Genomic DNA, 23806 nt, shown 5'->3' on the forward strand with positions numbered 1-23806 from the left:
CCCTGCCTTCTTCAGCGCTTTTGCGGTTGAATATTCAACTGTAATGCTAACTGCTGGCGTATTTCCTGAAAAGGTTGATTCCATACAGGCTGAGTATGCCAATTCCAAGCTGTAACGGGGATGAGTCCTTCACTCGCAAGATAAGTTAGCAGACGATATTCATCTTCTGGTTTACGGGAGAAAGGAAAGGGATTACGAAAACCAGTGTCACACAGCTTATAATATGTCACCTGATCAAGACTAATACGATGTATAAGTTCTTGGGATTTAGCCAGCAAATAATCTAAAAAAATCAGACTGAAAGGCTCTACATTAGCGCGAGTGTGTGGTTCTTTTTGAACCCATCTTGCCCAGTCAAAACCATAAATAAAATCGTGAACATAACAAAAGCGTATTTCCTGATTAATTCCAAATAACTTGCTGAGAGTAACCATTTTGTTGGTGAAAATCTTTAAAAATGCAACAGCATCATCTCCCATTGCTATAGCTTGCTGCAAAATACTACTTGCCATAAAATCGCAATCCCAAAAAATATTTCCCGGAAAGTTTTCTAACTGAGCATCTAGTATACATTCCAATGTATTTTGCAGATTTGAGATCAATTTAATATCTGTTGTTTCTTCCGCAATTAAATTTCCTAATTCCGCAAAGCTCGTAATTAATTGTTTTTGGGGATTAAGAGATAAAGGATTCACTGAATGCTGGGAGAGAAATTCATCAATAATTTGAAAGTTATAAGTAGAAGGCAGGTCTTGCTTCATACAGATTCAACTAGCCTCAGCCAATAATATATTTCATTTTATTGGCTTATATATCGAAACTCCTAATAATATTAACTAAATATAAATAATATTAACATTTATATATTTATAAAAAAGCCGCTTTTTCGCGGACATTTTGAAATATTTAGGAGAATTAAACTGCTGGAAAAATTTTTGTCTATGGATGAAGTAAAAATAGGAATAAACACTCATCAGCTATACTTCAATTAGCCAGAAATATGCACAACTAACTCGCGCACATGACTGCGTTGACGGTGTTCCCAAACATAAATTCCCTGCCAAGTACCCAATACCAAATAACCGCGATTAATAGGTATATGTTCAGAAGTGTGAGTTAATGCTGAACGGATATGTGCTGGCATATCATCCGGCCCTTCCGCATCATGAATGTATCCACCGGATTCTGGGACTAGTTTAGCCATAAAGTTAGCTAAATCTACTAATACATCTGGATCAGCATTTTCTTGGATGACTAAACTCGCGGAAGTGTGGCGTAAAAATAAAGTGCAAAGACCAGTTTCTACGCCAGATTCAGAGACTATCGCTTCAATTTTGGCAGTAATATTGTGAAAAGATTTGCCAGTAGTAGAAACTCTCAGTAGCTTTTGGTAGTGAACCATCTGTAGATTAATTGACTATTCACTAATAATATAGACTTTCTTAGGCAATTGGCTGCAAAGTTTAGCCACAATTTAGCTATATTATTAAATGAATAGTAGAGAGCATTATAAAATATTTTTTCGCTGATTGGGTGATGGCGATCGCTCACAAAAATTATAGTCAGATTTTGACTAATCGGTTAAAATTTGTCAGCAATTTATAACTATATAATTTTCTAAATTAAGTTTACAAATATTTTTATTCAAACTAGCAAAATAATTATACTTGCCTTTGTGCTTTCGGGCATTATCGAGAGTTTTTCTACCCTAGCAAGCAAAGGAAATCATTCCAATGGCACATTTGTTTGAAGCATTCAAGATTCGGGAAATCACCTTGCGTAACCGTATTGTCGTTTCACCCATGTGTCAATACTCTAGTACAAATGGGTATGCAAACGATTGGCACCTAGTACATTTAGCTTCTCGCGCAGTTGGCGGTGCTGGTTTAGTATTCACAGAAGCAGCGGCGATAGAAGCGCGTGGGCGAATTAGTCCGCAAGATTTGGGTATATGGTCAGACGAACACATAGAAAGTTTAGCTAAAATTGTCGAATTAATTCATAACTTTGGTGCAGTTGCAGGGATACAACTCGCCCATGCAGGGAGAAAAGCCAGCACAGCTAAACCTAGTCGTGGCGGAAAAGCCTTAGATGAATCACAAGAAGGTTGGCGACCTGTAGTTTCTAGTAGTGCGATCGCCTTTAGTAAAGAAAGTCCAGTACCACAAGCCTTGAGTATCACCGAAATTCAACAAATTATTCAGGCTTTTGTCCAAGCAACCCAACGTTCACTCCACGCTGGCTTCAAAGTTATCGAAATTCATGCAGCCCACGGCTACCTACTTCACCAATTTCTCTCACCCTTAGCAAATCAGCGTCAAGATGAATATGGTGGTAGTTTTGAAAATCGGACTCGTTTGTTATTAGAAGTTGTGACAGCTGTGCGCCAAATCTGGCCAGAAACCTATCCCTTATTTGTGCGTATCTCCGCCACCGATTGGATAGACAAAGGTTGGAACATTGAACAAAGTGTAGCCTTGAGCGAGAAACTCAAAACTTTAGGTGTAGACTTCATTGACTGTTCCTCTGGGGGAATTATCCCTGGCATTAACATTCCCGTCAAACCCGGTTATCAAACGCAATTTGCCGAACGTATCCGTAGGGAAGCAAAAATCCCTACAGGCGCAGTCGGCTTAATTACCTCTCCCGAACAAGCAGACCAAATTATTCAAACAGAAGTAGCCGACTTAGTTTTGTTGGGGCGCGAATTACTCCGCAATCCCTACTGGCCACATCTAGCAGCCAAAAAACTAGGACACGAAAAACTCTGGCCAGTGCAATACGATCGCGCCTGGGTGTAGGTGAGAGATATAAAACCCTCAGACTGGAAGTCTGGGGCTATAGAAACAAAGCCTGCCTTTGCAGGCTAATTATTGCTTCTTCATATCGATTTGGTATAAGCCAATACGGTTCAGATAAGGCTAAACTCTTTGTTAAAACCAAGTCTTTTAAAGAACCACAGAGGCACAGAGAACCCAGAGAGAAGAGAGAAATGCTTAACTGAACGGTATTGTGGTACAAGCAACTGAACTACTGCTAGACTGGTCAAGCACGAAGACTAAAATTGATAGTTGCGATCGCGTACCCATAGACTCACAGGCATAGCTTTACCCTGTGGGTCAACTTTCACCTTCACTATGATTGCTCGCAATTGTCCGTCTCTCGTTTGCCGCACAGCTTGAGAAACATCATTATTTAGGCGTTGCCTTTCTTCATCTGGCACATTATAGTTTTCGATCCCATACTGTACATAACCATCTTGATACACACCTTTTAAGGCAGCTTGATTAGTAGGAAGGGATCTAGGTTGATTACTAGTTACTCTTACAGGTCTCCAAGCTCTAGGTACACCACGACTAAAAGATGGTTGCTCCTGTAAAATTACATACAAGGTAGTTCCTTCTATTAATTGTTCATTCCGCCCGCGATTTCTCCGCAATAATTCTTGCCAGCCAGAAAGCCTTCTGAGGGTAGAAAGGCGAGATATATTGTAGTCAAGCTCCAAAGAATTACCTTGCAGAACATTACGAGAATTTACAGGTACAGTTTGCAGAATTACTTCTTTACCTGTGAAGTTAGTATAGGCCGATAAGAAAGGTACTGCGAAGATAATTCCCGCTTGAATTGCCAAGGGAAGTATCAACCGTCCTATTGGTAAAGGCTTATTGGCTCTTTGTTCTGTCGCTAACAAATAATCCCGAAAAGTCAGCTTCTCTGAAAATTCCGCTTCGGGAGACAATGATTTATTCTTAGTAGATTCAGAACTTTTACTAGATTCAGACTTTTTAGCAGATTCCGAAGATTCATTTTTCATGAGCGTAGTCCTAAAAATCAAGGTAGTGAGTAGAATCAAACGAAATTATTAGGACTGACGCAGAGAAACTCTCAAAACGGCGATGCACAGAGATTGCTTTTGCTGACAAATATTTATCCATGTTCATCTGCGGTGAATTAATTTTTGTTCACGCAGAGTCGTAGAGGAGGACACTTGCGTGGGCGGGTTTCCCGACTTGAGCAAAGTGTCCATCGCAGAGAGAAAATTAGGAGGATTTGGCATTACCGGAAGACTTAGAGTTAGAACCTACACGGCGTTCAAACCACAGTCCCGCACTAATTAAGGCCGAACCGCACATGACAAACACTAGTGACTTCAGCAGCAGTTCTGTGTCATATTCCAGTATTCGACTAATCACTTGCAGCGTTAACAACAGCATACCGCCCCAAAACGATCGCCTGTCATTAAACTTTAATCCTTCCCGAATTAGTCCCCAAGCTAATACTGTGAACAACACATTGAAAGCAAAAACCCCTAAATCATCAATGGGGTTGATAGCTTGATGCCAGAAAGGTACTACCGCTGTGAAGCCCAGAAAAGTCACAATCAAAGGTAAATTGAAGATTGCTTCCCGACGAATAGGTTTGTTTCGTTGGCGGGCTAAAAACAACCATTGTAGTACCGCCAAGCCGCTGAGAATTCCCAAATCAATGATGGGACGATAGGCGAATATATTTATGTTACTAGTTGACGAAGAGAAATTGTAGCCAGAAGTTTGCCACAGCCAACGAAAAGACAGCACATAAAAAGCTAGACCAAAAGCTATCAGCGCTAAATCACGGGCTAAAGATTGAAACAGCCTGTAATTAATTGTGGGGAATAGCAGGTCATCATAGCTCCAGAATAATGCAGGGGGCAGAGTAAAAGCAAAAGATGCCACCCAAGGCGCAGTTTCCGACAGAGTTGACAGTGGTAAGGGATCGAGATTCAATTGTAAAGAACTGGCAAAAATAAAAGCTGCGATCGCAAAAATCCACCGCGAACGGCAGAAGTAAGCTAAAGGTACAAACAATACCCACGACAGCAAAGGCATGTGTTTGATAACCAGTATTGCCCAATTCCATTCATTGGCGGAATATCGTAAATCCCCTAAACCTGTCCAATAGCCGATTTGGATCAGGATAATTCCCAGAATTCCTAGGGAATTTAGAGACAGACTGTAAGCCATGACCAAAACGCCAAAACCCCAGGCAAAAAACAGTTCTGGCGTGGAACCGTTAATATTGAACACATCAGCCATCAATGCGATAGTTGCACCAAACACCATCGCGCCTAAAATGAGCAATCCTTCACCCAGGAGGCGTTGACTACGTTTTGGCTTTTTACCTTCAGAGATGCCAACGGCGGCTTGTCTCCAGGTGTAAAAACCAGTGATAGTTGTAGCCATAAACAAACTCATCATGATGATGAATTTGACATCCCGCGACCATCCTAACCAGTTAGCGGCAACAAAAGTGATCATGCCCAAGGTGAGGAGGATACTACCAATCATAACCGCAGTCATCATTGAGCGATCGCGTGCAGCCACTTCTAGGTTATTAAATTGATAACGGTCTGCTAGTTGTTGATACTGCGAAGCACTGATTAGTCCTTCATCTCGCCATAGTTGTGATTCTCGGCGTAACTTCCGCTGAAAATTATCCAATATCATGACCATCTCCAATGCAATGAGGTAGTTTCACGGTCATCGTCAAACAATTTTGGATTTTAGATTTTGGATTTTGGATTGACCCCACAGATAAATCTAGGAGCTTGTACCATTAAGGAACTATTGGTCATCGTCAGAATAGCGGTTATTGTATTTTCAGTATGCAGCCAAGGCATTGTCTAGCATTGTTCTTGTGTAACAGTTTTATTAGTATTAAAAATACGTATAATTATTCACACAAATAATGGAAAAGCCTTCCAATTTATTACTTAAACTTTCACGCCGTTTATTTGAAAGCGCAGAAGCACAAGAAAAATTTATCGCCGCCTTAGTTAATCCCCAATCTTTTTCACCGTCTATTTTGTGGTGTCAACCAAAACCAGAAATATTGCCCTTTGCAGTAGAAACACCCTTAACTTGGCAACCACAATTTATCGACAGATTAGTTTTAGGAGAAAAACCCGGTCAACATCCCCTACATAATCAAGGATATTTCTATTGCTTAGATTTTTCTTCTGTATTTTCAGCTTCAATTTTGTTAGCAATTACTCAGCCAATCAGTTCAGTTTTTGATATGTGTGCGGCTCCAGGTGGTAAAAGTATTTTTGCCTGGAAAGCTTTGCAACCAGAATTACTAATTAGTAATGAAGTAATTGGCAAACGTTTAGGTATGTTAATTTCTAACTTAAAACGTTGCCAAATCAACCCATCGATGGTGGTGAATCGAGATTCGAGTATTTTTGCTGAAAGTATCCCCGCCTCTAGTAACTTAGTAATTGTTGATGCGCCTTGTACCGGACAATCTTTACTAGCTAAAGGTGAAAAAGCACCCGGATGTTTTCATCCTACAGCAATTAATAAAAGTGCCAATCGCCAAAAAAGAATTATTGCGAATTCTGCTAAAATTGTTGCGCCTCAAGGATATCTGGCTTATATGACCTGCACCTATTCTCCAGAAGAGAATGAGCAAGTTTGTGAATGGTTTTTATCACGCTTTCCCCAGTTTCAACCAGTCAAGGTTAGTCATTTACAAGAGTATCAATCACACCTTACGAATATTCCTTGTTACCGCATATTTCCACAGAGTAAATTAGGCGCTGGTGCGTTTGCTGTGCTGTTTCAAAATACTGCTGAGAGTGAAAGTCAAGAGTTAGATTTAAGTGCTTTATCTGCGGTGTGGATGAATAGTAAAGATAGACTATCAAATAGTACTAACACTATAGGCGCGAATTGCTGAATCAACTGTTGCAATCGTTAAACCATGCTGTAAAGCCTGACATATAAGCATTCTATCAAAGGGATCTTTATGTAATGCTGGTAGACTAGCAAGTTGAGTAACACTACCTTCATCTAAGTCAAGATTTGTAATTTGATGGCGATCGCGTTGTTTGGGAATATATATTTCAGGGGATTCTGGCAATGGTAACTTGCCTAATTGATATTTAACAATGCACTCCCATATTGAGACAACACTGAGATAAATCTGATTATCTAGATTGCAAATTGCATCTCTAACATCTGTTGGTAGCTGTTTATCACCACTGATAAACCATAAGAAAATATGAGTATCTAGAAGAATTTTCATCCGCCCTCAAATGCGTTTAATATATCTTCAGGCAGAGGTGCATCAAAATCATCAGGTACAGTAAACTCTCCTGCACATAAACCAAATGGTCTTAGCGGCTTGTTAATACTTTGAATTGGTTTTAATTCAGCAATTTCTTTATCTGCTTGAATAATAATAAAACTTTCACCTGCCTCAACTTGGTTGAGGTATTTTAATGGATTTTGTTGGATTTCATCAACTGTAATTTTCTGCATTTGAGTAATTCAATATATTAGCAATAGGATATGAATTTGTGCAATCTATTTGCAAAAGTTAACTTTTTGCTGTAGACCTTTTTATTTGGATTTAGCCCACTTTATTAATATGTCATTTAATAAACTATTATCTTTCACATAATCCAAAAAAAATTTTCGCTCTTCTACGGGTAAAGTTGTTGATGCAATAATAAATGCACGTTTACACCATATATCCATAATTGTATAACTTTCCTTAAGTTCACGAATCCAGTCACCCATATTTTGGGAATAAGCACTTAATAAAATTTCTCTTCTCAGGCTTGAAGGGGAATTCTGATATATAGCAATTATCTGACTGGCATTATTTAGTGAGGAATTTCTAGCAAAAAGGCTCATTAATGATATTTGAAAATATTCATTTGATTTAATGATATCGGTGTATAAAATGTTTATTATTTTACTACCTAGTATTTTCCAATTACCACTATAGTTATTGTTGATTGATATTAAATAATGGCATATATCGCTGATTGCTGGCGTTAAGGAATCAATATTATCAAGACAGAACTCAACAGCAGATGGAATACCTACTTGTGAAAGTCTTCTTAGAAACCATCTCAGGCGAGTATAATTTGGTTCATCATTATTTAAATAATCAGACAATATCTTATCTACAAAAAATTTGCTGAAAATATTTAACTGCTCATCATTAATGTTCTGAATATTTACAGTTGTGTATGGATTACTTGATGAATACATTTTTATTATATTAATAATACTTTCTTCATAACTATTAATAGGTTGATCCTTAGTCATTAAAGTACAACGCTGTTTTAATTCATCAGATGTATATATTTTCGTCTTTTGCCTCTGTAATATTAACCTTTGTTGTTTATCTAGTATTTCTGCCATCTGATAAATAATAATTCTTGCTTCTTGCTTGCTGTTACAAAATATAATAATATCATCAACAAAACGACAAAAATCTATACCTTTTAAAGATAAGCTATTGTCTACAGGAATTAGTGAAAGCTCTCCTAACAAATGAGTAGCATGTGGCCCAGTAGGAATTCCTCTAGAAACTTTTGCTGTTACACTTTCTAATAAATTCATCAACCACTTTTTTACCTGATTAGGAAATCCAGATTCAATTAGCTGATTTTCAATATTATGATGGTAGATTTGATTATAAAAATCTGCAATATCTAAAGAGACTGCGTATTTATAATTGAAGCTTTTTTGTTCACATGTTTTCCAAAATTCTAACCATGAAATATTAGGGTTATATAAACTCCCATCATTTTGTGGATTGAATCTGTAACTAAAAACTTTATTATCTGATGTAGGAATTCTTCTATTTTCAATAAGCTGGCCAAATTCGTGAATAATTGCTGTTAATATAGTGTGATCTAATGGATCTAGTTGTGTTGCAGTCCTATATGAAATTTCATCCTTGGGTACTATAAATCTTCTAGAAGGATTATGTTGATAGTTACCTAAATCTATGTCTTTAAAGCGATTTATTGCTTCATCTTCGACTTCATTAAGAATGTCAAACTCTACAGGCTTAGGAAATAAATCTGTGTCGCTATATTTAAACACATGATTTAAAGCCCATCTCAGTGAATTTTCTTGAAGTTTCATAATTTATACAGTCAATATAAATATCAAATTTAAATTAGTTCAATAAATTCCGCATTAACTTAAATAAGCCTTCAATCCAAAATAAACTATGGGTTACGGCTTCGCATAACCCATCCTACAAATTTATTCTAAAAAACAGTTAACCCAAGCCAGCGTTTAACTCACTTTGCGCTTGTGCTAACGCTTCTGGTAATTTACTGTCGTCGCGGCCGCCGGCTTGGGCGAGGTTTGGTCTACCACCACCGCCGCCACCGCAGATTTTAGCGATCGCACCGACAAATTTACCAGCCTGCAAACCTTTCTTATTCACCTCTGGACTAAAGGCTGCAACTATGCTGACTTTACCAGCTTCGGGAACGGAACCGAGTACCACTGCACCGTTACCGATTTTTTGCAGTAAGCGTTCCGCCGCAGTTTTTAAGGATTCGGGGTCAACGCCTTCGAGTTGGGCAACAATAATTTTATGGTCGCCTAATGTTTGGGCTGTTTCTAGTAAGCTGTCAGATTTAGCGATCGCTAGTTGTCCTTTTAGCGTTTCTAGTTGTTTTTCAGTGGTTCGCAATTCGGTTTGCAGAGTGGTGATTCTGTCTGGTAGTTCTTCGGGTTTAACTTTAAAGCGATCGCTTAAATCTTTGACGACTTTATCCCTGACATTTAAGTAATCTAAAATCGCCAGGCCAGAAACTGCTTCAATCCGCCGCACTCCAGAGGCCACGCCAGCCTCAGAAATAATCTTAAATACGCCAATCTCCGCAGTATTACTTACGTGCGTACCTCCACACAATTCCATCGACACACTAGGGAAATCGATGACGCGGACTTCTTCTCCGTATTTTTCCCCAAACATCGCCACCGCACCTCTAGCTTTGGCTTCGGCTAAGGGTAATACTTCGATTTTGGCGGAATGCGCCTCGGAAATCCAAGTGTTTACCTGTTCTTCAACTTGTTGGACTTCCTCGGTTGTTAAAGCGCGGGGACAGTTGAAGTCAAAGCGCAATCTGTCGAAGGAAACGAGAGAACCTGCTTGAGATATTCCCTCATCAACGATTTTCTTTAACGCCGCTTGCAGTAAGTGGGTTGCGGTATGGTTAGCTTGGGCGCGACGACGACAAGCAGCATCAATTTGGGCGGTGACTGTATCGCCAACCCGCAGAGTTCCCCGTTCGATGCGTCCGAAGTGAACAAAGAAATCAGATTCTTTCTTCACATCTTCCACGCGCACCACAATACCATCGCCAGAGATATAACCGCGATCGCCTATTTGTCCCCCAGATTCAGCATAAAATGGCGTTTGGTTAAGGACTATTTGTACCTCGGTTCCGGCTTCCGCTGCTTCTTCGGCGACACCATCGACTAGTAACACTTCCACTTTCACCGTCGCCGCAGCTTGGGTATAACCGATAAATTCCGTGGCGTGGATATGTTCTGCAAGTTTGTCGAGGGAACCTTGCACAGTTAAATCAATGGTTTCGTGGGCGGCTTTCGCGCGTTCCACCTGCTTTTGCATTTCGGTATTAAATCCGGCTTCATCAACGGTGAGGTTATTTTCTTCCGCGACTTCTTGGGTGAGTTCGAGAGGGAAACCGTAGGTATCATAAAGGGTGAAGGCACTTTCACCACTGATTTCGGTTTGTCCTTGCTGCTGCACTTGTTGGATAATTTCTTCCAGAAGTTTCTCACCTCTATCCAGGGTTCTGAGGAAATTCGACTCTTCCCGTTCCAATTCTGCTTTGATTGATGCTTCCCGTTGCCGCACATTGGGGTAAGCTGATTCTGAAAGAGCGATCGCCCTTTCTGCAACTTGGTTGATAAAGTTACCAGAAATCCCCAGTAATCGGCCATGACGTACCACCCGCCGAATCAAGCGCCGCAACACATAACCCCGTCCCACATTCGAGGCGCGGATTTCATCAGCAATCATGTGAACGACAGAACGTACATGATCACCAATGACTTTTAAAGAAACTTTGGTTTTATCATCGCTAGTATGATAGTCAATCCCAGCAATTTGCGCGGCTGTTTGAATAATTGGGAAAATTAAATCTGTTTCATAATTATTCGGCACTTTTTGGAGGATTTGCGCCATCCTCTCCAAACCCATACCAGTATCTATATTCTTATTTTGCAGTGGTGTTAAATTACCGGACGCATCCCGGTTGTACTGCATAAACACCAAGTTATAGAACTCGATAAATCGGGTGTCATCTTCTAAATCGATATTATCTTCGCCGCGTTCGGGGTGGAAGTCGTAATAAATTTCCGAACAAGGGCCGCAAGGGCCAGTCGGGCCAGAAGCCCAAAAGTTATCATCTGCACCCATCCGTTTAATTCTGGCTGCGGATACGCCAATTTTGTCACGCCAGATTTCAAAAGCTTCGTCATCTTCTTCAAAGACGCTGACAACGAGATTTTGGGGAGAGAAGCCAAAAACTTGTGTGGAGATTTCCCAACCCCAGGCGATCGCTTGTTCTTTAAAATAATCACCAAAGCTGAAGTTACCCAACATCTCAAAAAACGTGTGGTGGCGTTTGGTGCGTCCAACGTTTTCGATATCGTTGGTACGGATACACTTTTGCGATGTGGTGGCTCTTTTAAATTCGGGTGTGCGCTGTCCCAGGAATATCGGCTTAAATGGTAACATCCCCGCGATCGTCAGCAGCACGGTTGGATCTTCCGGTACGAGGGAAGCACTGGGGAGAATTTGGTGTTTCCGTTTGGCGTAGAAGTCAAGGAATAAGGTGCGAATTTCGTTACCGCTGATGAATTGGGGATTAGAAGACATGGGTGCAAAGCAGAAGAGAATAATTAGGGATGAGAGTCTAGTACAGTTCGGCGTGAATAAACAGACCATTTGGAATTGCTAAAAGGCTTGTGGTATCACTATTCTTTCTTTTTCCTTTTGACTTTTTACTTTTGCCTTTTTGTACTAGGGGCTAAGAACTAGAGATTAGTCATTTTGGTCATAAATTCAGTATTTTTCAGCTAGGCACTGATGCAAATAGAAATTATGAATATCATTTTAGTCTCTAGCCTCTATTTTTGCATTTTGTTTCGGGTTGCTGCTAGTGATTTTTACTTAGAAAGATATTTATGCAGCGATCGCCTACGTCTATATAAGTAATGTTACTACCTCGCTCTCATCAGATGTATGCTATCCCAACCCAGGAATAGCATTTATTTCTCAAGCGAATCTTAAAATTTATCAAATATGACATCTGACAAAATTACTGAATCTATTCAGTTCAATATTAGACTGTCACCGTAGAATCCGCAGCTTTCGGAGAGTCGATAAAATAAGTGATTTTTGCTGCTGAAAGATTGAAAGTTATTGATGACTCCATAAATTTTTTACGAAGTTTTTGAAATATCTTATTTTCTATCTAAATATTTTATCTCTAGTGAATTCACTTATTGAGGTGGTGAAATTGACATAATAAGGACTAGCAAAATAAATCAGTATAGCAAGGATTTATCTCTCAATAAATCTTTGTAATTAGAAGCATACATAACATTTCTGATATTTATTCAGCATCTCGGAGTTTACGGATATAAATTAAATTTTATTTTTTTTTAATCATTAAGAATAACCAAGCATAGCAGAGGTATTTTCCGCATAAATTCGGTTATTTGATTATGTTTATACTTACCGCAAAGTAAAACCTGGAAAATACAGTATTTATATTAAAAATAAATATAATTTCCGTATTTACACTGTTTTAAAAAAAATAGATGAAGACCGAAAGTAATTATCAGATATAGAAACTTTACGGAGTGTATTCAGGATACATATTAAGATGATATTAAAATTATCAGTGTACCGTTAAGTTAAGGTTATGACTAGCAAATATAGTCGAATATATCAATAATAAAATTGCTGATATATTCACTATTTTAAAAAATAGCAGGAATTTTTAGCTTGAAATAAGGCAGATACAAAAAAATGAATATTTCTATTCTGGTCTTTGGAAGTGATAAATTTGTTGCCCAACTTCCCGATCAGATCCTGGATACAAACGCTTTTAATATAGAAGTTATTGATAATTTCCATCAAGCAATTTCTAAAATTGAAATTTCTCCGCCTGATGTCATCTTTATACAATCAAGTTTAGATGGAAGTATAGAAATGTGCAGTTGGTTAAAAAACCAAAACCAACTATCTTGGTTGTATTGTATCCTTTTTGAGGATCGTTCCTATCAGTTAGCTGCTAAAAGTGAGCAAGATTTGTGTTGGGAATGGGAAATGACTGCTACTGCACTCAGACAAGGTGCTGATGCTTATATTTGGCAGTTGACAGATGAGATAATCGCCAAAAATCCTGTCAGTGTAGCAGCGCATCATCAGATAATACTATCTCAATTGAATGTTGGTTTACGAAAAGCTCAAAAATATCGTGAACTGATGCGGACAAATGATTTATTATCTGCGATCGCTTTAGCAGATTCGTTAACAGAAATTAGTAATCGCCGGGCGATGGAATGGGATTTACCTCGACAAGTAAAAAAAGCTAGATCTCAAAATACTCCTTTGAGTTTGATTATTTTAGACATAGACTATTTCAAAAAAGTCAACGATACTTATGGACATTTAGTAGGCGATCGCCTGTTACAATTATTAGCCTTCAGACTGCGACACAACCTCAGATGTAAAGATACGCCATTCCGTTATGGTGGTGAAGAATTTGTAGTTGTGCTAAGTAACACCAGTAGTGAAGAAGCTATGATAGTCGCAGAACGCTTAAATCGCATAGTTGCAGATCAACCATTTGCCATTGATCAAGGACTAACTATTCCCATTACAATTAGCTTAGGTGTTGCTACTCTCCAAGCTAACGATGATGATAAAGGTTATAGCTTACTTCATCGTGCTGATCAATGCCTGTTAAATGCGAAAAACTTAGGGCGTAATCAAGTAGTTAGTGGGGAATATACTGATTTCTCCTATCTTAAAGCCGTATCTTTGTAAATAAGATATGTAGCTCTACAACTCCATAGTAGATATTTCCGTACAGTGGCGATCGCCTCTCCAGCAGCAAAGATGCAAGGTGAACACACATCAGCTTTACCATTTTTCCGCCCAATAAACAATTTCTGCGGCTGTACTATCAATGGCTACACCGTAGCTATCACCATGATTCCATTTAAATCCCGGAGTACCTCTATCCTTCGCATTCAACACTAAGATTTCATAGGAGGGCGGAAAAGATTCCCCTCCTGTATCACCAGTGTAGAAAAAGGTAGTGGGAACACCATTAGGGAGGTTGGCGTGGACGTTGGTATCCCCGCCTTGATATTGACGTTTAGCAAGTTTTCTATATTGTGTCAGTAATTTTTGAATTTGTGCTGGGGATTGTTTTTCTCGCATTTGCAAGAAACTACTAGCTTGGGAAACTCCTGGAGAGTAAGCAATTCGCGCATCCTTTGTGTTCGCTGAAATTTCGCGGGGAAAATGCTGAATTTCTGCTGGACTTGCCCAAAGTTGATTGCGGATTTCACTGTAGCGAGATGTATTAGTAATAATTTCCGCATCAGTAGTACTACTAAACGCTTTTCTGATTAAAAAACTACCGCCAACAATTCCTACACTCCCAAGAGAAAGGAAAACTATCATGGCGGCTTTAGCAAAGTGCGATCGCTGCATTGCGTTGGGTGCTGCTAAATTTCATCGGCATATACCCAACAAATAAACTATATTCGTAAGATTGCGGAGCTACTACTAATAATATTGATGAAATCTTTTTGTAATCAGGGAAAATACGAGAGATTTATAAAATTATCGTAAATTGCTTCAGTAGAGACGCGATATATCGCGTCTCTACGATTAAATCCAGCCAACAATCATCCCACCCAGTAAAATAAAACCAATCCAGACATTCTGCCGAAACATTTCAGCGTAAGCTACATTCGGTAAATCTTTCTGTTTCAAGCGCCAATACTGCCAAACCCAGCCAATAGTAGCTAGTGTGAGAGTCATCCAAAAAGCCCAGTGAAGGTGAATCACCATCCCCAGCCAACCTAATAACAAGATTGTGCCAACAAAGAAAATACCGATCGCATCTGAGGCATAATTGCCAAAAAACAAAGCACTAGAATTAATACCTATGCGTCGGTCATCTTCCTTGTCGCTCATAGCATAGACAGTATCAAAGCCCAATGTCCAGAGTACAGTTGCACCCCAAAGTAACCAAGTTGCTTGGGAAATACTTCCAGTCACAGCACTCCAGCTAATCAACACCGCAAAACCCCAAGCGATGGATAGTACTAACTGTGGTACAGGAAACACACGCTTTGCCCCTGGATACAGTATAATTACGGGGACGGCGGCAACCGATAGCCAAAAACTGAGAGAATTAAGATAAAATGCCAGTATGGCGGCACATACCAAAGCAACAATAGCCACGGCAATACCAACTTTAATTGATAAAGCGCGAGAAGCTAAAGGGCGATCTCGTGTTCTCTCAACTTCTGGGTCAATATCTTTATCCCACAAATCATTGACCACACACCCAGCTGCACTTGTGGCGAGAGTACCCAACACAATCACTCCCACCAAAGGTAAAGGCGGTTGGCCAGCAGCCGCCAAGACCGCAGCCCACAAGGCCGGAATCATCAGAATTAACCGCCCTTCCGGTTTATGCCAGCGTAAAAGCCGGATAATTACAAGCCACACAGGTTCTTGCTTAGGTTCTGGCGTAATCAACATATAAATCAAGCAAAATTACTAAATTTTGATAAGTTAATACTTCTTCACATCTATAGAATAACTTTATTTGTTATTTGTAAAAACACAACCTAAATTTGCAACGATGGATACATATTCATCGTCAAAAAATCAGGGTGTAAGGGAAAGAATTAATTAACAAGTAAATCATACTGACAAATCAACAAATTCCCTACACCCAGCCCCAACAAGAGTTTCATTCGTTTCAGGGTCTACCATCTCAACACACCATCTTTTATCGTCCTTCCTAAATAGAGAGAGAAAACTAGATGCTAAATTTAGTTTCCGCTGGCTGGGAGAGTATGAACACTCAACCAGTTCAGCAACACCGGATTATTGCTGCCATTGATTTGGGAACGAATTCTCTGCACATGGTAGTGGTAAAAATTGACCCTACCCTACCAGCTTTTAGCATTTTTACCAGAGAAAAAGAAACTGTGAGACTGGGCGATCGCGATTTAGTTACTGGCGATTTAAAACCAGAAGTGATGGCTAGGGCGATCGCCACTTTAAGACGCTTCCAAGCAGTTGCTAAAACTTTCAATGCCGAAACCATCATTGCTGTAGCTACTAGTGCAGTGCGAGAAGCCCCCAATGGCAAAGATTTTCTCCACAGAATAGATAGCGAATTAGGTTTAAGTGTTGACTTAATTTCTGGCCAGGAAGAAGCCCGCCGCATCTATTTAGGAGTGCTGTCGGGGATGGAATTTAACAACCAGCCCCACATCATTATTGATATTGGTGGTGGTTCCACAGAAATTATTTTAGGAGACAGCGAAGAACCGCGCACACTCACCAGTACAAAGGTAGGTGCAGTGCGGCTAACAGGGGAATTCATCACCACTGACCCCATCAGCAATTCTGAGTTGCAATATCTGCAAGCTTATGTCCGGGGAATGTTAGAACGTTCTGTAGAGGATGTGTTAGCAAATATTCAGTTTGGCGAATTTCCCCGGTTAGTCGGAACATCCGGCACAATTGAAACTCTCGCCTTAATTGATGCTAGGGAAAAATTGGCGATGATGCCTTCTAGTCTCAATGGTTATCAATTGAGTCTCCAGGACTTGCAGGGTTGGGTGAATCGTTTGGCAAAAATGACCAATGTCGAAAGAACAGCCATCTCAGGTATGCCAGAAAAGCGGTCAGAAGTGATTTTAGCAGGTGCAATTGTACTGCAAGAAGCGATGACCTTGTTGGGTGTAGATGCAGTTACACTGTGCGGGCGGGCGTTGCGCGAAGGCGTAATTGTTGATTGGATGCTGACTCACGGTTTAATCGAAGACCGCTTACGTTACCAAAGTTCCATTCGCCAGCGGAGTGTGCTGAAACAGGTAAGCAAGTACCACATTAATATTGAACACAGCGATCGCGTAGCTGTCTTTGCCCTGAGTTTATTTGACCAGACTCAAGGCACCCTCCACCACTGGGGAGAGGATGAACGTCAGCTGTTATGGGCAGCAGCCATCTTACACAATTGCGGACACCATATCAGCCATTCTGCTCATCACAAACACTCCTACTATTTAATTCGCAACGGCGAATTATTAGGCTATACCGAAACCGAAATCGAAATCATTGCCAACTTAGCCCGTTATCATCGCAAATCTCCCCCCAAAAAAAAGCACGAAAATTTCCGCAATTTGTTGAGTAAAAATCATCGGCAAGTCGTCTGTCAATTAAGTGCAATTTTACGATTAGCCGTCGCCCTAGATAGACGACAAATCGGTGCAATATCTCAGGTTAAGTTTAGGTATTATCCTGATGTGCAAGAAGTTTATCTATCGATTTTCCCCTCTCATCCTGATGATGACTGTTCCTTAGAAATGTGGAGTTTAGATTACAAAAAAAACGTGTTTGAAGCAGAATTTAGTGTCAAGTTAATTGCAAATTTAGAATCTGCTAAAATCGCAATTAACTAACACTAATTACCAGAAACCCCCGACTTTTTTGATAAGTCGGGGATCGGAAACACTCAATTCAATTAGTCTGCATATACATCTGCTCATTCTCTAAAGCTTTGAGAATCTTGAAATATAAATTCTCGACTCTTTGTACTTGAGCCTCACCAATAGCAGCATAATGAGTTAAACCAGGAGAACCATTAACTTCGATAATCACATAATTATTCATTGGTATAGTTATATCTTCAGTAATAATGTCTAACCCTGACAGTCTTAATCCCATATCTTTGGTGACATTTATCGCTAATTTTTGAAAATCAGGATGGATACTTTCAGTCAAATCTAGCCCATCCCCACCACTCGATAAATTGGCATTATCTAACAAATAAACAACCTGATTTTCAGGAATGACACTATCTAACTTCAGCTTTTGTCGCTTTAATTTTCGTTTGATGCGGAAATCATGAACATCTATATTATTTTTCCTACCATTAGTCGTAAAATCTTTTGATTTTTGCTGTGTCAGTTCTAAAATAGTAGACTTGCCATCACCAACTACACATAAAGGAATTCTTTGATATACCGCCAGCACTTCATCATCCATGACTACAATTCTGTAATCATTACCAACATAAAATCTTTCGACAATTAATCCTGGGGTAATGCGTAAGATTTTTTTCGCAACTTGATAATATTCTGTTTTATTGTAGACTTTAGTCACAAATCTACCTTGGCTCAGGTTAATTGGCTTCACAATCACCGGAAAACCTAATTCCTTAGCATAATCAAATCCGGCATCAATATTTCTTTCACTTCCTATTTTTTCACATAATTTCTTGCTAAAAAACGTTTGCCCTTCAGTCACTTTATATCCAAAATGTTTGAGGAAAAAATTAGAATATGCTTTATCTTTAGCTATTTCGGCAGACCCAAAACCGTTAATATTTAATTTGCTATGACTAAAACAAGCTTTATTACCATTTTTAAATGTAATGTGTCCAACAAAAGCATATTCAGGGTCTACTACAACTACTGCACCTATCTGCGGTGCAATTTTTTGAATTATGGATGTTACTAATGGCATTTCCTGTATCCAAAAGTATAATTCGCGGAAATTCTAACGAATTGGTAAGTATTGGTCAATAATATAATAAAAATTAAGCAATTTTTAGGACTTTTTTCTCACTAAATTAAAAAAACCAGCAAATTAATTTAAAAATAAGTTATGAAAATTAATATTATTTTCTATGATTCCATAGTCTTTTTACTGGTAACTTTTTGTACGCGATGCTTAGGAAGTATATATTGAGACCTGAATATTTTTTCCGGTTGGTATTAAATGTGCCTGTAGAAGTAAGTAACCTTAGTGGAGATGCCACACTTGTTAATAATTTAAATTTTGGATTTGTTTTTGCCTTCTTTAGTTGCTAATGAAGGGTTTGAGACCGATCGCCAGTTAAATTTACAAGCTAAGTTATTGTAAAACGCTCCGCGAAATCTTGACAATCCAAAAATAATCGAATAACAAGGTGGCAGCAGCTTGAAAAAAGGCGTTAGTGCATCCCCGCCAAGAGAAGTCAGTAACGCCTTCACTGAAAATTACACACGGATATTTTAAATCATGCCACAAAATACGGAATACAAAGCTAATCAAACCGAAAATCAGGCGATCGCCTACAAAGAACGCCTAAATTCTTGGGCAATTGCTCGTTTACAACCAAATGCCCAAAGAGAAATTGTCGCTCGCTTTCGCAGTCGTTCCGATGCCGATGGTTACATGCAGCGCCTACGTCAAATGATGCCAGAAGCTTCTTTTATGGTTGTATTTGATTGTCAACGTGAAGAAGTTGTAGCTTAAAGTGTCGATTTGTTATTTAATCTCAAATTTGAAGGATTAAGGGTGCGCTCACCATTATTATTGAGGTGCGTTACATCCTTATTAACGCGCCAATACTAAATATGTATGAGTATAGGGAATAAGGAGTTGGGAATAGGGAATAGTGAAAAATCATTGTCCCTCATCCCTCCTCCAGATGCAAACTATTTAGGTAACACTTTCTCCAGTGCTTCTATCAGTCGGTCAACATTTTCCTTACGGCTATTAAAGCCCATCAACCCAACACGCCACACTTTACCAGCCAGTTCTCCCAGTCCACCGCCAACTTCAATTCCGTGTTCTGTTAACAGCTGTCGGGCAATCGCTTTACCATCCACCCCTTCAGGAATGCGGACTGTTGTGAGAGTAGGCAAACGATATTCCCGTTCAACGTGCAAACTCAGTCCTACGTCTTCTAGCCTGTCCCAGAAATATTCCACATTCTTTTGATGACGTTGCCAGCAATTGGCTAATCCTTCCTCGGCAACTAACCGCAAGGCTTCCCGCAGCGCATAATACAAGTTGATTGGGGCTGTATGATGATAGACCCGTTCACTACCCCAATACTTACTCAGCAAAGTCATATCTAAATACCAGTTTCCCACCTTCGTGCTGCGGCGCTGCAATTTCTCCCAAGCACGGGGACTCATGGTAAAAGGTGAAGCCCCAGGTGGGCAACCCAAGCCTTTTTGACTACAGCTATAGGCTAAATCTACTCCCCACTCATCTAAAAATATCGGTACACCACCAAGACTAGTTACAGTATCTACTAATAACAACGTGCCAAATTCTCGACACAATTCACCAACACCTTCCAATGGTTGACGCGCACCTGTAGAAGTTTCAGCGTGAACCAAAGCCAAAATTGTTGGGCGATGGGTTTCCATCGCCGTGCGGAGTTCTTCTAAAGAGAAAACTTGCCCCCAAGGTTTGGTAATGCTACGGACATCAGCACCATATCGCCCAGCCATATCAACAAGGCGATTACCAAAGTATCCCGCCACGCCGATTAAAATAACATCGCCAGGTTCTACCGAATTAGCGATAGTTGCTTCCATTGCCGCAGAACCCGTACCACTAACAGCGATAGTTAAAGGATTTTCGGTTTGCCAGACGTAACGCAGTAACGACTGAATTTCATCCATCAACCCTAAAAAATCTGGGTCAAGATGCCCTAGGGGTGAGGTATTCATTGCCTGGAGAACTGTAGGATGGGCATTGGAGGGGCCTGGCCCTAACAGTAACTTGGAGGGGATTTCCAGAGGTTTGAGTTGTAAGCGCTGACTATCATTAATCGAGATGGTTGGCAACATAATTTGTTGTTGTCTAGACAGTACTTACCGAATCATAGAGCGATCGCATCACCCTTGTATCGTCTTGGGACTAACACATTACCAGATTCCCGAATTCTTAAAGAATTCGGGAATTTTTGATGAAGATATGCTTCATCAAAAGATGAGTATAAATGCGAATCCTGAAATTAATTAACGTAGCAAATAATAGTTACAACACACCAAAATGTGTTGTAGTCACCACCTAATATTATTAGGAAATAATATGTTAAAAGTAGATTTAAAAAAAAGCTTATTGACCGCGATCGCAGTTATCTCTATATTACCTGCAATTAGCCAGACTGCTCAAGCTGGTGCTGCTAACAATGTATTTGGAGCCATTTCTTATTCTCCTTCTACTAAAGTTTACTCAACAGGAATTGCTAAAACAAAGCAAGCAGCAATCAACGCATCTTTAAATAAATGTCGCCGTGAGAGTGCAGCTAGAGATTGTACAACACCATTATGGTTTAAAAATGCTTGGGGAGCCTTAGCTGTAGGTTCTGATGGTAGTTATGGCACAGGCTGGGGTACTAATCAATCTCTTGCAAAAAAATATGCTGTAGAAACCTGTCAGAAATATGGTGGTGCAGATTGTCAAGTTGTTTTAATTAAACAAGCTAGACAATAAGCTATTTAATTTAAAAATAGACAGATATAAAAAACGCATCCTCTTGTTTGAGAATGCGTTTTTTATATCTCGCACTCCTGCACAATCATTGATTTATATTCTGGCAATTCCTGAAGTCACAGTACTACGAATATGACCATTTTTAGCAAATTTATTTTGCAGAATTTGTCGATAAACTTCTTCATAACCATCAGTCATCCGCTGAAAGCTAAAATGATTTTCCACATACTGACGGCAAGTATATCTGTCTAACTCTGCAACTTTATTAATTGCACTCACACATTCCGCTACACTATTACAGAGAAAACCAGTCTTGCCATCGGCAATTACCTCTGAGGTAGAACCTAATTTCATCGCAATTACAGGTGTACCTGCTGCCATTGATTCCACCATCACTAACCCAAACGGTTCGCGCCAAGTAATGGGAAATAAAGTAACTACTGCACCACCCATCAGAGCATTTTTTTGTTGATGATTTGCTTCACCTAAATACTCAATTTTTTCGCCATCAACTAAAGGTTCAATTTCTTTTTCAAAGTAATCTAAATCAACAATATCTACCTTACCAGCAATTTTTAAATGCCAACCAGATTGTTTAGCAATAGCAATTGCTAAATGCGTCCCCTTCTCTGGAGATATCCGCCCTAAAAATGCTAAATAAGGCGGTTCTTTCGGTTCAGGATGGAATTTGTAACTACTAATATCTATCCCGTTGTAAACTGTGGCTGTATAATTCAAACCTAGGGAAATTTCCCTTTGGGCTTGAGAAATACTTACAAAAGGTTGACGTTTCGCATATTGAAACATCTTTTGATTATCAGGTGTAAAAATCCCGTGTAAAGTATGAACAGTGGGGGTATTAACGAGATTTGCGTAAGGTAGTGAGGCACAGCCCATGTGTGAGTGAATAATATCAAACTCATCTGCTATGTCGTAGACTGAAGCTAACTGCAACATTTCATAAATGCCAGTTTCTTTAACATCAGGATCAAGTCGTAAAGCACGAGGATGCACTGATTTTAGCTTGGCTAAACTGATAGAATCACCCGATGCGAATAGAGTAACTTCATGTCCTCGTCGCACTAATTCATCGGTCAGTAACCCCACCACTAACTCAATACCCCCGTAAGCTGGAGGTGGTACTCTCTCCCATAGTGGGGCAACTTGAGCTATTTTCATTACAAACCTCCTAAAAGATGAATTTGGAATTAATAATGTCTGCTGTTCAATAGTGATAATTTTTTTGGGAAAATCACCCATTTTGATTTATCACTCAGCAATTTTTTCTTAGCACTATCAATTGGGTTTGAAAACAGAATTTCTAATTAATTTCTTCGATATTTTAGTCTTTAACTTGTAAAAAAATCGTCTACCTTTGTAGGGAAATTTCACTCTCCTCAAGAGGTAAAATCAGTACATTAAGCAACTAGAGGTAAGGGACACCCTATACCTATACCTTCTTACACCTCTATTTTTTGACTTTTGAGTTAAATTAGATACACTAGAAAAATATAGAAAATCACTAAATTCTCAATATGAATATTTCGCCTACACAAAAAAAACCGCGTGTCGCATGGCAAGCGGTTTTATCAGTAATTATGTTTATTTTTATGTATTTGCCTATACTGGTATTAGGCTTTTATAGTTTCAACAAGTCTTCTTACAGTGCAACTTGGCAAGGATTTACCCTCGATTGGTATGGCAAACTCTTCAGTGACGATCGCATTTTATCCGCTTTGAACAATAGTTTGATAGTTGCCTTTTGCGCCGTGGGAATTTCTGCCGTGTTGGGAACCTTAATGGCTGTGGGATTAGCGCGGTATAAATTTCCTGGTAAGAGTGTGTATCGGAGTGTAGCTTACTTACCCTTAATTATCCCTGATATTGCGATCGCTGTTGCCACCTTGGTCTTTCTCGCAGCCTTTGCTGTTCCCTTGAGTTTATGGACAATTGTAGCGGCACACATCGTATTTTGTCTAGCTTACGTAGGGCTAGTGGTGGGTTCAAGACTCAATAACTTAGATCCTCACCTAGAAGAAGCCGCATTAGATTTAGGCGCTACACCAGTACAAGCATTTATTAAAGTATTATTACCACAATTAATGCCAGGAATTGTAGCTGGTTGTCTGCTGGCTTTTGTTCTCAGCTTAGATGATTTTTTGATTGCCAGTTTTACTGCTGGTAGTGGTTACAATACCTTGCCGATGGAAATTTTTAGTCGGATTAAAGGTGGTGTGAAGCCTGATATCAATGCTCTCAGTATGCTGCTAATTACAGTATCAGCAATTGTTGCTTTTGTCGCTGAATTCATGCGGATTTTAGGAGAGAGAAAATAGTTACTGTAAAAATAACTCGCCAACTAATTGAAGAAAAATCAGCCCTAATAATTTTTTTGATACTAATTGTCAGTTGAGAGTGT

General features: G+C 39.4%; 20 protein-coding genes. 7 read left to right on the forward strand and 13 right to left on the reverse strand.

What is annotated here, in order from left to right; genetic code table 11:
- Positions 1–11: 11 nt before the first annotated feature.
- Both NOS7107_RS23205 and NOS7107_RS23210 read right to left on the reverse strand, forming a co-directional pair.
- The gene (locus NOS7107_RS23205) at positions 12–761 is read right to left on the reverse strand and encodes a hypothetical protein (RefSeq protein ID WP_015115373.1); all 750 of its coding nucleotides are present in this window, start codon (positions 759–761) and stop codon (positions 12–14) included.
- Positions 762–988: 227 nt separating this feature from the next.
- A complete protein-coding gene (locus NOS7107_RS23210) occupies positions 989–1402 on the reverse strand; it encodes a secondary thiamine-phosphate synthase enzyme YjbQ (RefSeq protein WP_015115374.1) in 414 nt (137 codons plus the stop codon).
- A gap of 331 nt (positions 1403–1733) precedes the next feature.
- Here NOS7107_RS23210 and namA point away from each other — a divergent pair, with 331 nt between their 5' ends.
- Positions 1734–2801 carry an NADPH dehydrogenase NamA gene (gene namA / locus NOS7107_RS23215; RefSeq protein ID WP_015115375.1) on the forward strand — a complete coding sequence of 356 codons (1068 nt, stop codon included), beginning with the start codon at positions 1734–1736 and terminating at the stop codon, positions 2799–2801.
- A gap of 257 nt (positions 2802–3058) precedes the next feature.
- On the opposite strand, the gene NOS7107_RS23220 is transcribed toward namA, so the two are convergent.
- Together NOS7107_RS23220 and NOS7107_RS23225 are read right to left on the reverse strand one after the other, a co-directional pair.
- Complete coding sequence (locus NOS7107_RS23220; RefSeq protein ID WP_015115376.1) at positions 3059–3814, reverse strand: GDYXXLXY domain-containing protein; 756 nt, start codon at positions 3812–3814, stop codon at positions 3059–3061.
- Between the two features lie 226 nt (positions 3815–4040).
- Positions 4041–5486, reverse strand: a complete 1446-nt coding sequence (locus tag NOS7107_RS23225) for a DUF2157 domain-containing protein (RefSeq protein ID WP_015115377.1) — start codon at positions 5484–5486, stop codon at positions 4041–4043.
- 241 nt (positions 5487–5727) lie between these two features.
- Here NOS7107_RS23225 and NOS7107_RS23230 point away from each other — a divergent pair, with 241 nt between their 5' ends.
- The gene (locus NOS7107_RS23230) at positions 5728–6720 is read left to right on the forward strand and encodes an RsmB/NOP family class I SAM-dependent RNA methyltransferase (protein ID WP_015115378.1); all 993 of its coding nucleotides are present in this window, start codon (positions 5728–5730) and stop codon (positions 6718–6720) included.
- Here the strand turns inward: NOS7107_RS23230 and NOS7107_RS23235 are convergent.
- The 4 genes from NOS7107_RS23235 to alaS all read right to left on the reverse strand — a co-directional run bounded on the left by NOS7107_RS23235 (position 6685) and on the right by alaS (position 11712).
- On the reverse strand, positions 6685–7068 hold the full coding sequence (locus NOS7107_RS23235) for a type II toxin-antitoxin system VapC family toxin (protein ID WP_015115379.1): 384 nt from the start codon (positions 7066–7068) through the stop codon (positions 6685–6687). The genes NOS7107_RS23230 and NOS7107_RS23235 overlap by 36 nt on opposite strands.
- The gene (locus tag NOS7107_RS23240; RefSeq protein WP_015115380.1) at positions 7065–7304 is read right to left on the reverse strand and encodes a type II toxin-antitoxin system Phd/YefM family antitoxin; all 240 of its coding nucleotides are present in this window, start codon (positions 7302–7304) and stop codon (positions 7065–7067) included. Before NOS7107_RS23240 ends, NOS7107_RS23235 begins: the two co-directional genes overlap by 4 nt.
- Before the next feature lie 81 nt (positions 7305–7385).
- Positions 7386–8930 carry an RNA-directed DNA polymerase gene (locus tag NOS7107_RS23245; RefSeq protein ID WP_015115381.1) on the reverse strand — a complete coding sequence of 515 codons (1545 nt, stop codon included), beginning with the start codon at positions 8928–8930 and terminating at the stop codon, positions 7386–7388.
- A 139-nt stretch (positions 8931–9069) separates the two neighbouring features.
- Positions 9070–11712 (reverse strand): alanine--tRNA ligase, encoded by a 2643-nt coding sequence (gene alaS, locus NOS7107_RS23250; RefSeq protein WP_015115382.1) that lies wholly within the window; start codon positions 11710–11712, stop codon positions 9070–9072.
- Between the two features lie 1158 nt (positions 11713–12870).
- Here alaS and NOS7107_RS23255 point away from each other — a divergent pair.
- Complete coding sequence (locus NOS7107_RS23255; RefSeq protein WP_015115384.1) at positions 12871–13893, forward strand: diguanylate cyclase; 1023 nt, start codon at positions 12871–12873, stop codon at positions 13891–13893.
- 96 nt (positions 13894–13989) lie between these two features.
- Here the strand turns inward: NOS7107_RS23255 and NOS7107_RS23260 are convergent, their stop codons facing one another.
- Positions 13990–14568 (reverse strand): hypothetical protein, encoded by a 579-nt coding sequence (locus NOS7107_RS23260; RefSeq protein WP_015115385.1) that lies wholly within the window; start codon positions 14566–14568, stop codon positions 13990–13992.
- 180 nt (positions 14569–14748) lie between these two features.
- Entirely contained in the window at positions 14749–15630 is an 882-nt protein-coding gene (locus tag NOS7107_RS23265; protein ID WP_015115386.1) for a 4-hydroxybenzoate solanesyltransferase, read from the reverse strand.
- A gap of 287 nt (positions 15631–15917) precedes the next feature.
- Between NOS7107_RS23265 and NOS7107_RS23270 the strand changes: the two genes are divergently transcribed.
- Positions 15918–17567, forward strand: coding sequence for a Ppx/GppA phosphatase family protein (locus tag NOS7107_RS23270; RefSeq protein ID WP_015115387.1), 1650 nt, complete (start codon positions 15918–15920; stop codon positions 17565–17567).
- Positions 17568–17625: 58 nt separating this feature from the next.
- Here NOS7107_RS23270 and NOS7107_RS23275 read toward each other — a convergent pair whose 3' ends face one another.
- Positions 17626–18633 (reverse strand): cyanophycin synthase, encoded by a 1008-nt coding sequence (locus tag NOS7107_RS23275; protein WP_015115388.1) that lies wholly within the window; start codon positions 18631–18633, stop codon positions 17626–17628.
- 537 nt (positions 18634–19170) lie between these two features.
- Here NOS7107_RS23275 and NOS7107_RS23280 point away from each other — a divergent pair.
- A complete protein-coding gene (locus tag NOS7107_RS23280; protein ID WP_015115389.1) occupies positions 19171–19407 on the forward strand; it encodes a hypothetical protein in 237 nt (78 codons plus the stop codon).
- 182 nt (positions 19408–19589) lie between these two features.
- Here NOS7107_RS23280 and NOS7107_RS23285 read toward each other — a convergent pair whose 3' ends face one another.
- Positions 19590–20738 (reverse strand): alanine--glyoxylate aminotransferase family protein, encoded by a 1149-nt coding sequence (locus NOS7107_RS23285; RefSeq protein ID WP_015115390.1) that lies wholly within the window; start codon positions 20736–20738, stop codon positions 19590–19592.
- 244 nt (positions 20739–20982) lie between these two features.
- Between NOS7107_RS23285 and NOS7107_RS23290 the strand changes: the two genes are divergently transcribed.
- On the forward strand, positions 20983–21387 hold the full coding sequence (locus tag NOS7107_RS23290; RefSeq protein WP_015115391.1) for a DUF4189 domain-containing protein: 405 nt from the start codon (positions 20983–20985) through the stop codon (positions 21385–21387).
- A gap of 93 nt (positions 21388–21480) precedes the next feature.
- On the opposite strand, the gene NOS7107_RS23295 is transcribed toward NOS7107_RS23290, so the two are convergent.
- Positions 21481–22566 carry a glycosyltransferase family 4 protein gene (locus NOS7107_RS23295; RefSeq protein WP_015115392.1) on the reverse strand — a complete coding sequence of 362 codons (1086 nt, stop codon included), beginning with the start codon at positions 22564–22566 and terminating at the stop codon, positions 21481–21483.
- A 356-nt stretch (positions 22567–22922) separates the two neighbouring features.
- On the opposite strand from NOS7107_RS23295, the gene NOS7107_RS23300 reads away from it, so the two are divergent.
- The gene (locus tag NOS7107_RS23300) at positions 22923–23723 is read left to right on the forward strand and encodes an ABC transporter permease (RefSeq protein ID WP_015115393.1); all 801 of its coding nucleotides are present in this window, start codon (positions 22923–22925) and stop codon (positions 23721–23723) included.
- The last annotated feature ends 83 nt before the right edge of the window (positions 23724–23806 follow it).

It is taken from the genome of Nostoc sp. PCC 7107, assembly GCF_000316625.1.
Classification (GTDB): Bacteria; Cyanobacteriota; Cyanobacteriia; order Cyanobacteriales; family Nostocaceae; genus Nostoc_B.

What these genes read in the sequence shown, in the direction of transcription:
- alaS (WP_015115382.1), bottom strand. Translation starts at nt 11,712, where the DNA reads ATGTCTTCTAATCCCCAATTCATCAGCGGTAACGAAATTCGCACCTTA.
- NOS7107_RS23280 (WP_015115389.1), top strand. Translation starts at nt 19,171, where the DNA reads ATGCCACAAAATACGGAATACAAAGCTAATCAAACCGAAAATCAGGCG.
- NOS7107_RS23265 (WP_015115386.1), bottom strand. Translation starts at nt 15,630, where the DNA reads ATGTTGATTACGCCAGAACCTAAGCAAGAACCTGTGTGGCTTGTAATT.
- NOS7107_RS23210 (WP_015115374.1), bottom strand. Translation starts at nt 1,402, where the DNA reads ATGGTTCACTACCAAAAGCTACTGAGAGTTTCTACTACTGGCAAATCT.
- NOS7107_RS23255 (WP_015115384.1), top strand. Translation starts at nt 12,871, where the DNA reads ATGAATATTTCTATTCTGGTCTTTGGAAGTGATAAATTTGTTGCCCAA.
- NOS7107_RS23275 (WP_015115388.1), bottom strand. Translation starts at nt 18,633, where the DNA reads ATGCCATTAGTAACATCCATAATTCAAAAAATTGCACCGCAGATAGGT.
- NOS7107_RS23220 (WP_015115376.1), bottom strand. Translation starts at nt 3,814, where the DNA reads ATGAAAAATGAATCTTCGGAATCTGCTAAAAAGTCTGAATCTAGTAAA.
- namA (WP_015115375.1), top strand. Translation starts at nt 1,734, where the DNA reads ATGGCACATTTGTTTGAAGCATTCAAGATTCGGGAAATCACCTTGCGT.
- NOS7107_RS23295 (WP_015115392.1), bottom strand. Translation starts at nt 22,566, where the DNA reads ATGAAAATAGCTCAAGTTGCCCCACTATGGGAGAGAGTACCACCTCCA.
- NOS7107_RS23290 (WP_015115391.1), top strand. Translation starts at nt 20,983, where the DNA reads ATGTTAAAAGTAGATTTAAAAAAAAGCTTATTGACCGCGATCGCAGTT.
- NOS7107_RS23270 (WP_015115387.1), top strand. Translation starts at nt 15,918, where the DNA reads ATGCTAAATTTAGTTTCCGCTGGCTGGGAGAGTATGAACACTCAACCA.
- NOS7107_RS23240 (WP_015115380.1), bottom strand. Translation starts at nt 7,304, where the DNA reads ATGCAGAAAATTACAGTTGATGAAATCCAACAAAATCCATTAAAATAC.
- NOS7107_RS23245 (WP_015115381.1), bottom strand. Translation starts at nt 8,930, where the DNA reads ATGAAACTTCAAGAAAATTCACTGAGATGGGCTTTAAATCATGTGTTT.
- NOS7107_RS23285 (WP_015115390.1), bottom strand. Translation starts at nt 20,738, where the DNA reads ATGTTGCCAACCATCTCGATTAATGATAGTCAGCGCTTACAACTCAAA.
- NOS7107_RS23205 (WP_015115373.1), bottom strand. Translation starts at nt 761, where the DNA reads ATGAAGCAAGACCTGCCTTCTACTTATAACTTTCAAATTATTGATGAA.
- NOS7107_RS23235 (WP_015115379.1), bottom strand. Translation starts at nt 7,068, where the DNA reads ATGAAAATTCTTCTAGATACTCATATTTTCTTATGGTTTATCAGTGGT.
- NOS7107_RS23300 (WP_015115393.1), top strand. Translation starts at nt 22,923, where the DNA reads ATGAATATTTCGCCTACACAAAAAAAACCGCGTGTCGCATGGCAAGCG.
- NOS7107_RS23230 (WP_015115378.1), top strand. Translation starts at nt 5,728, where the DNA reads ATGGAAAAGCCTTCCAATTTATTACTTAAACTTTCACGCCGTTTATTT.
- NOS7107_RS23225 (WP_015115377.1), bottom strand. Translation starts at nt 5,486, where the DNA reads ATGATATTGGATAATTTTCAGCGGAAGTTACGCCGAGAATCACAACTA.
- NOS7107_RS23260 (WP_015115385.1), bottom strand. Translation starts at nt 14,568, where the DNA reads ATGCAGCGATCGCACTTTGCTAAAGCCGCCATGATAGTTTTCCTTTCT.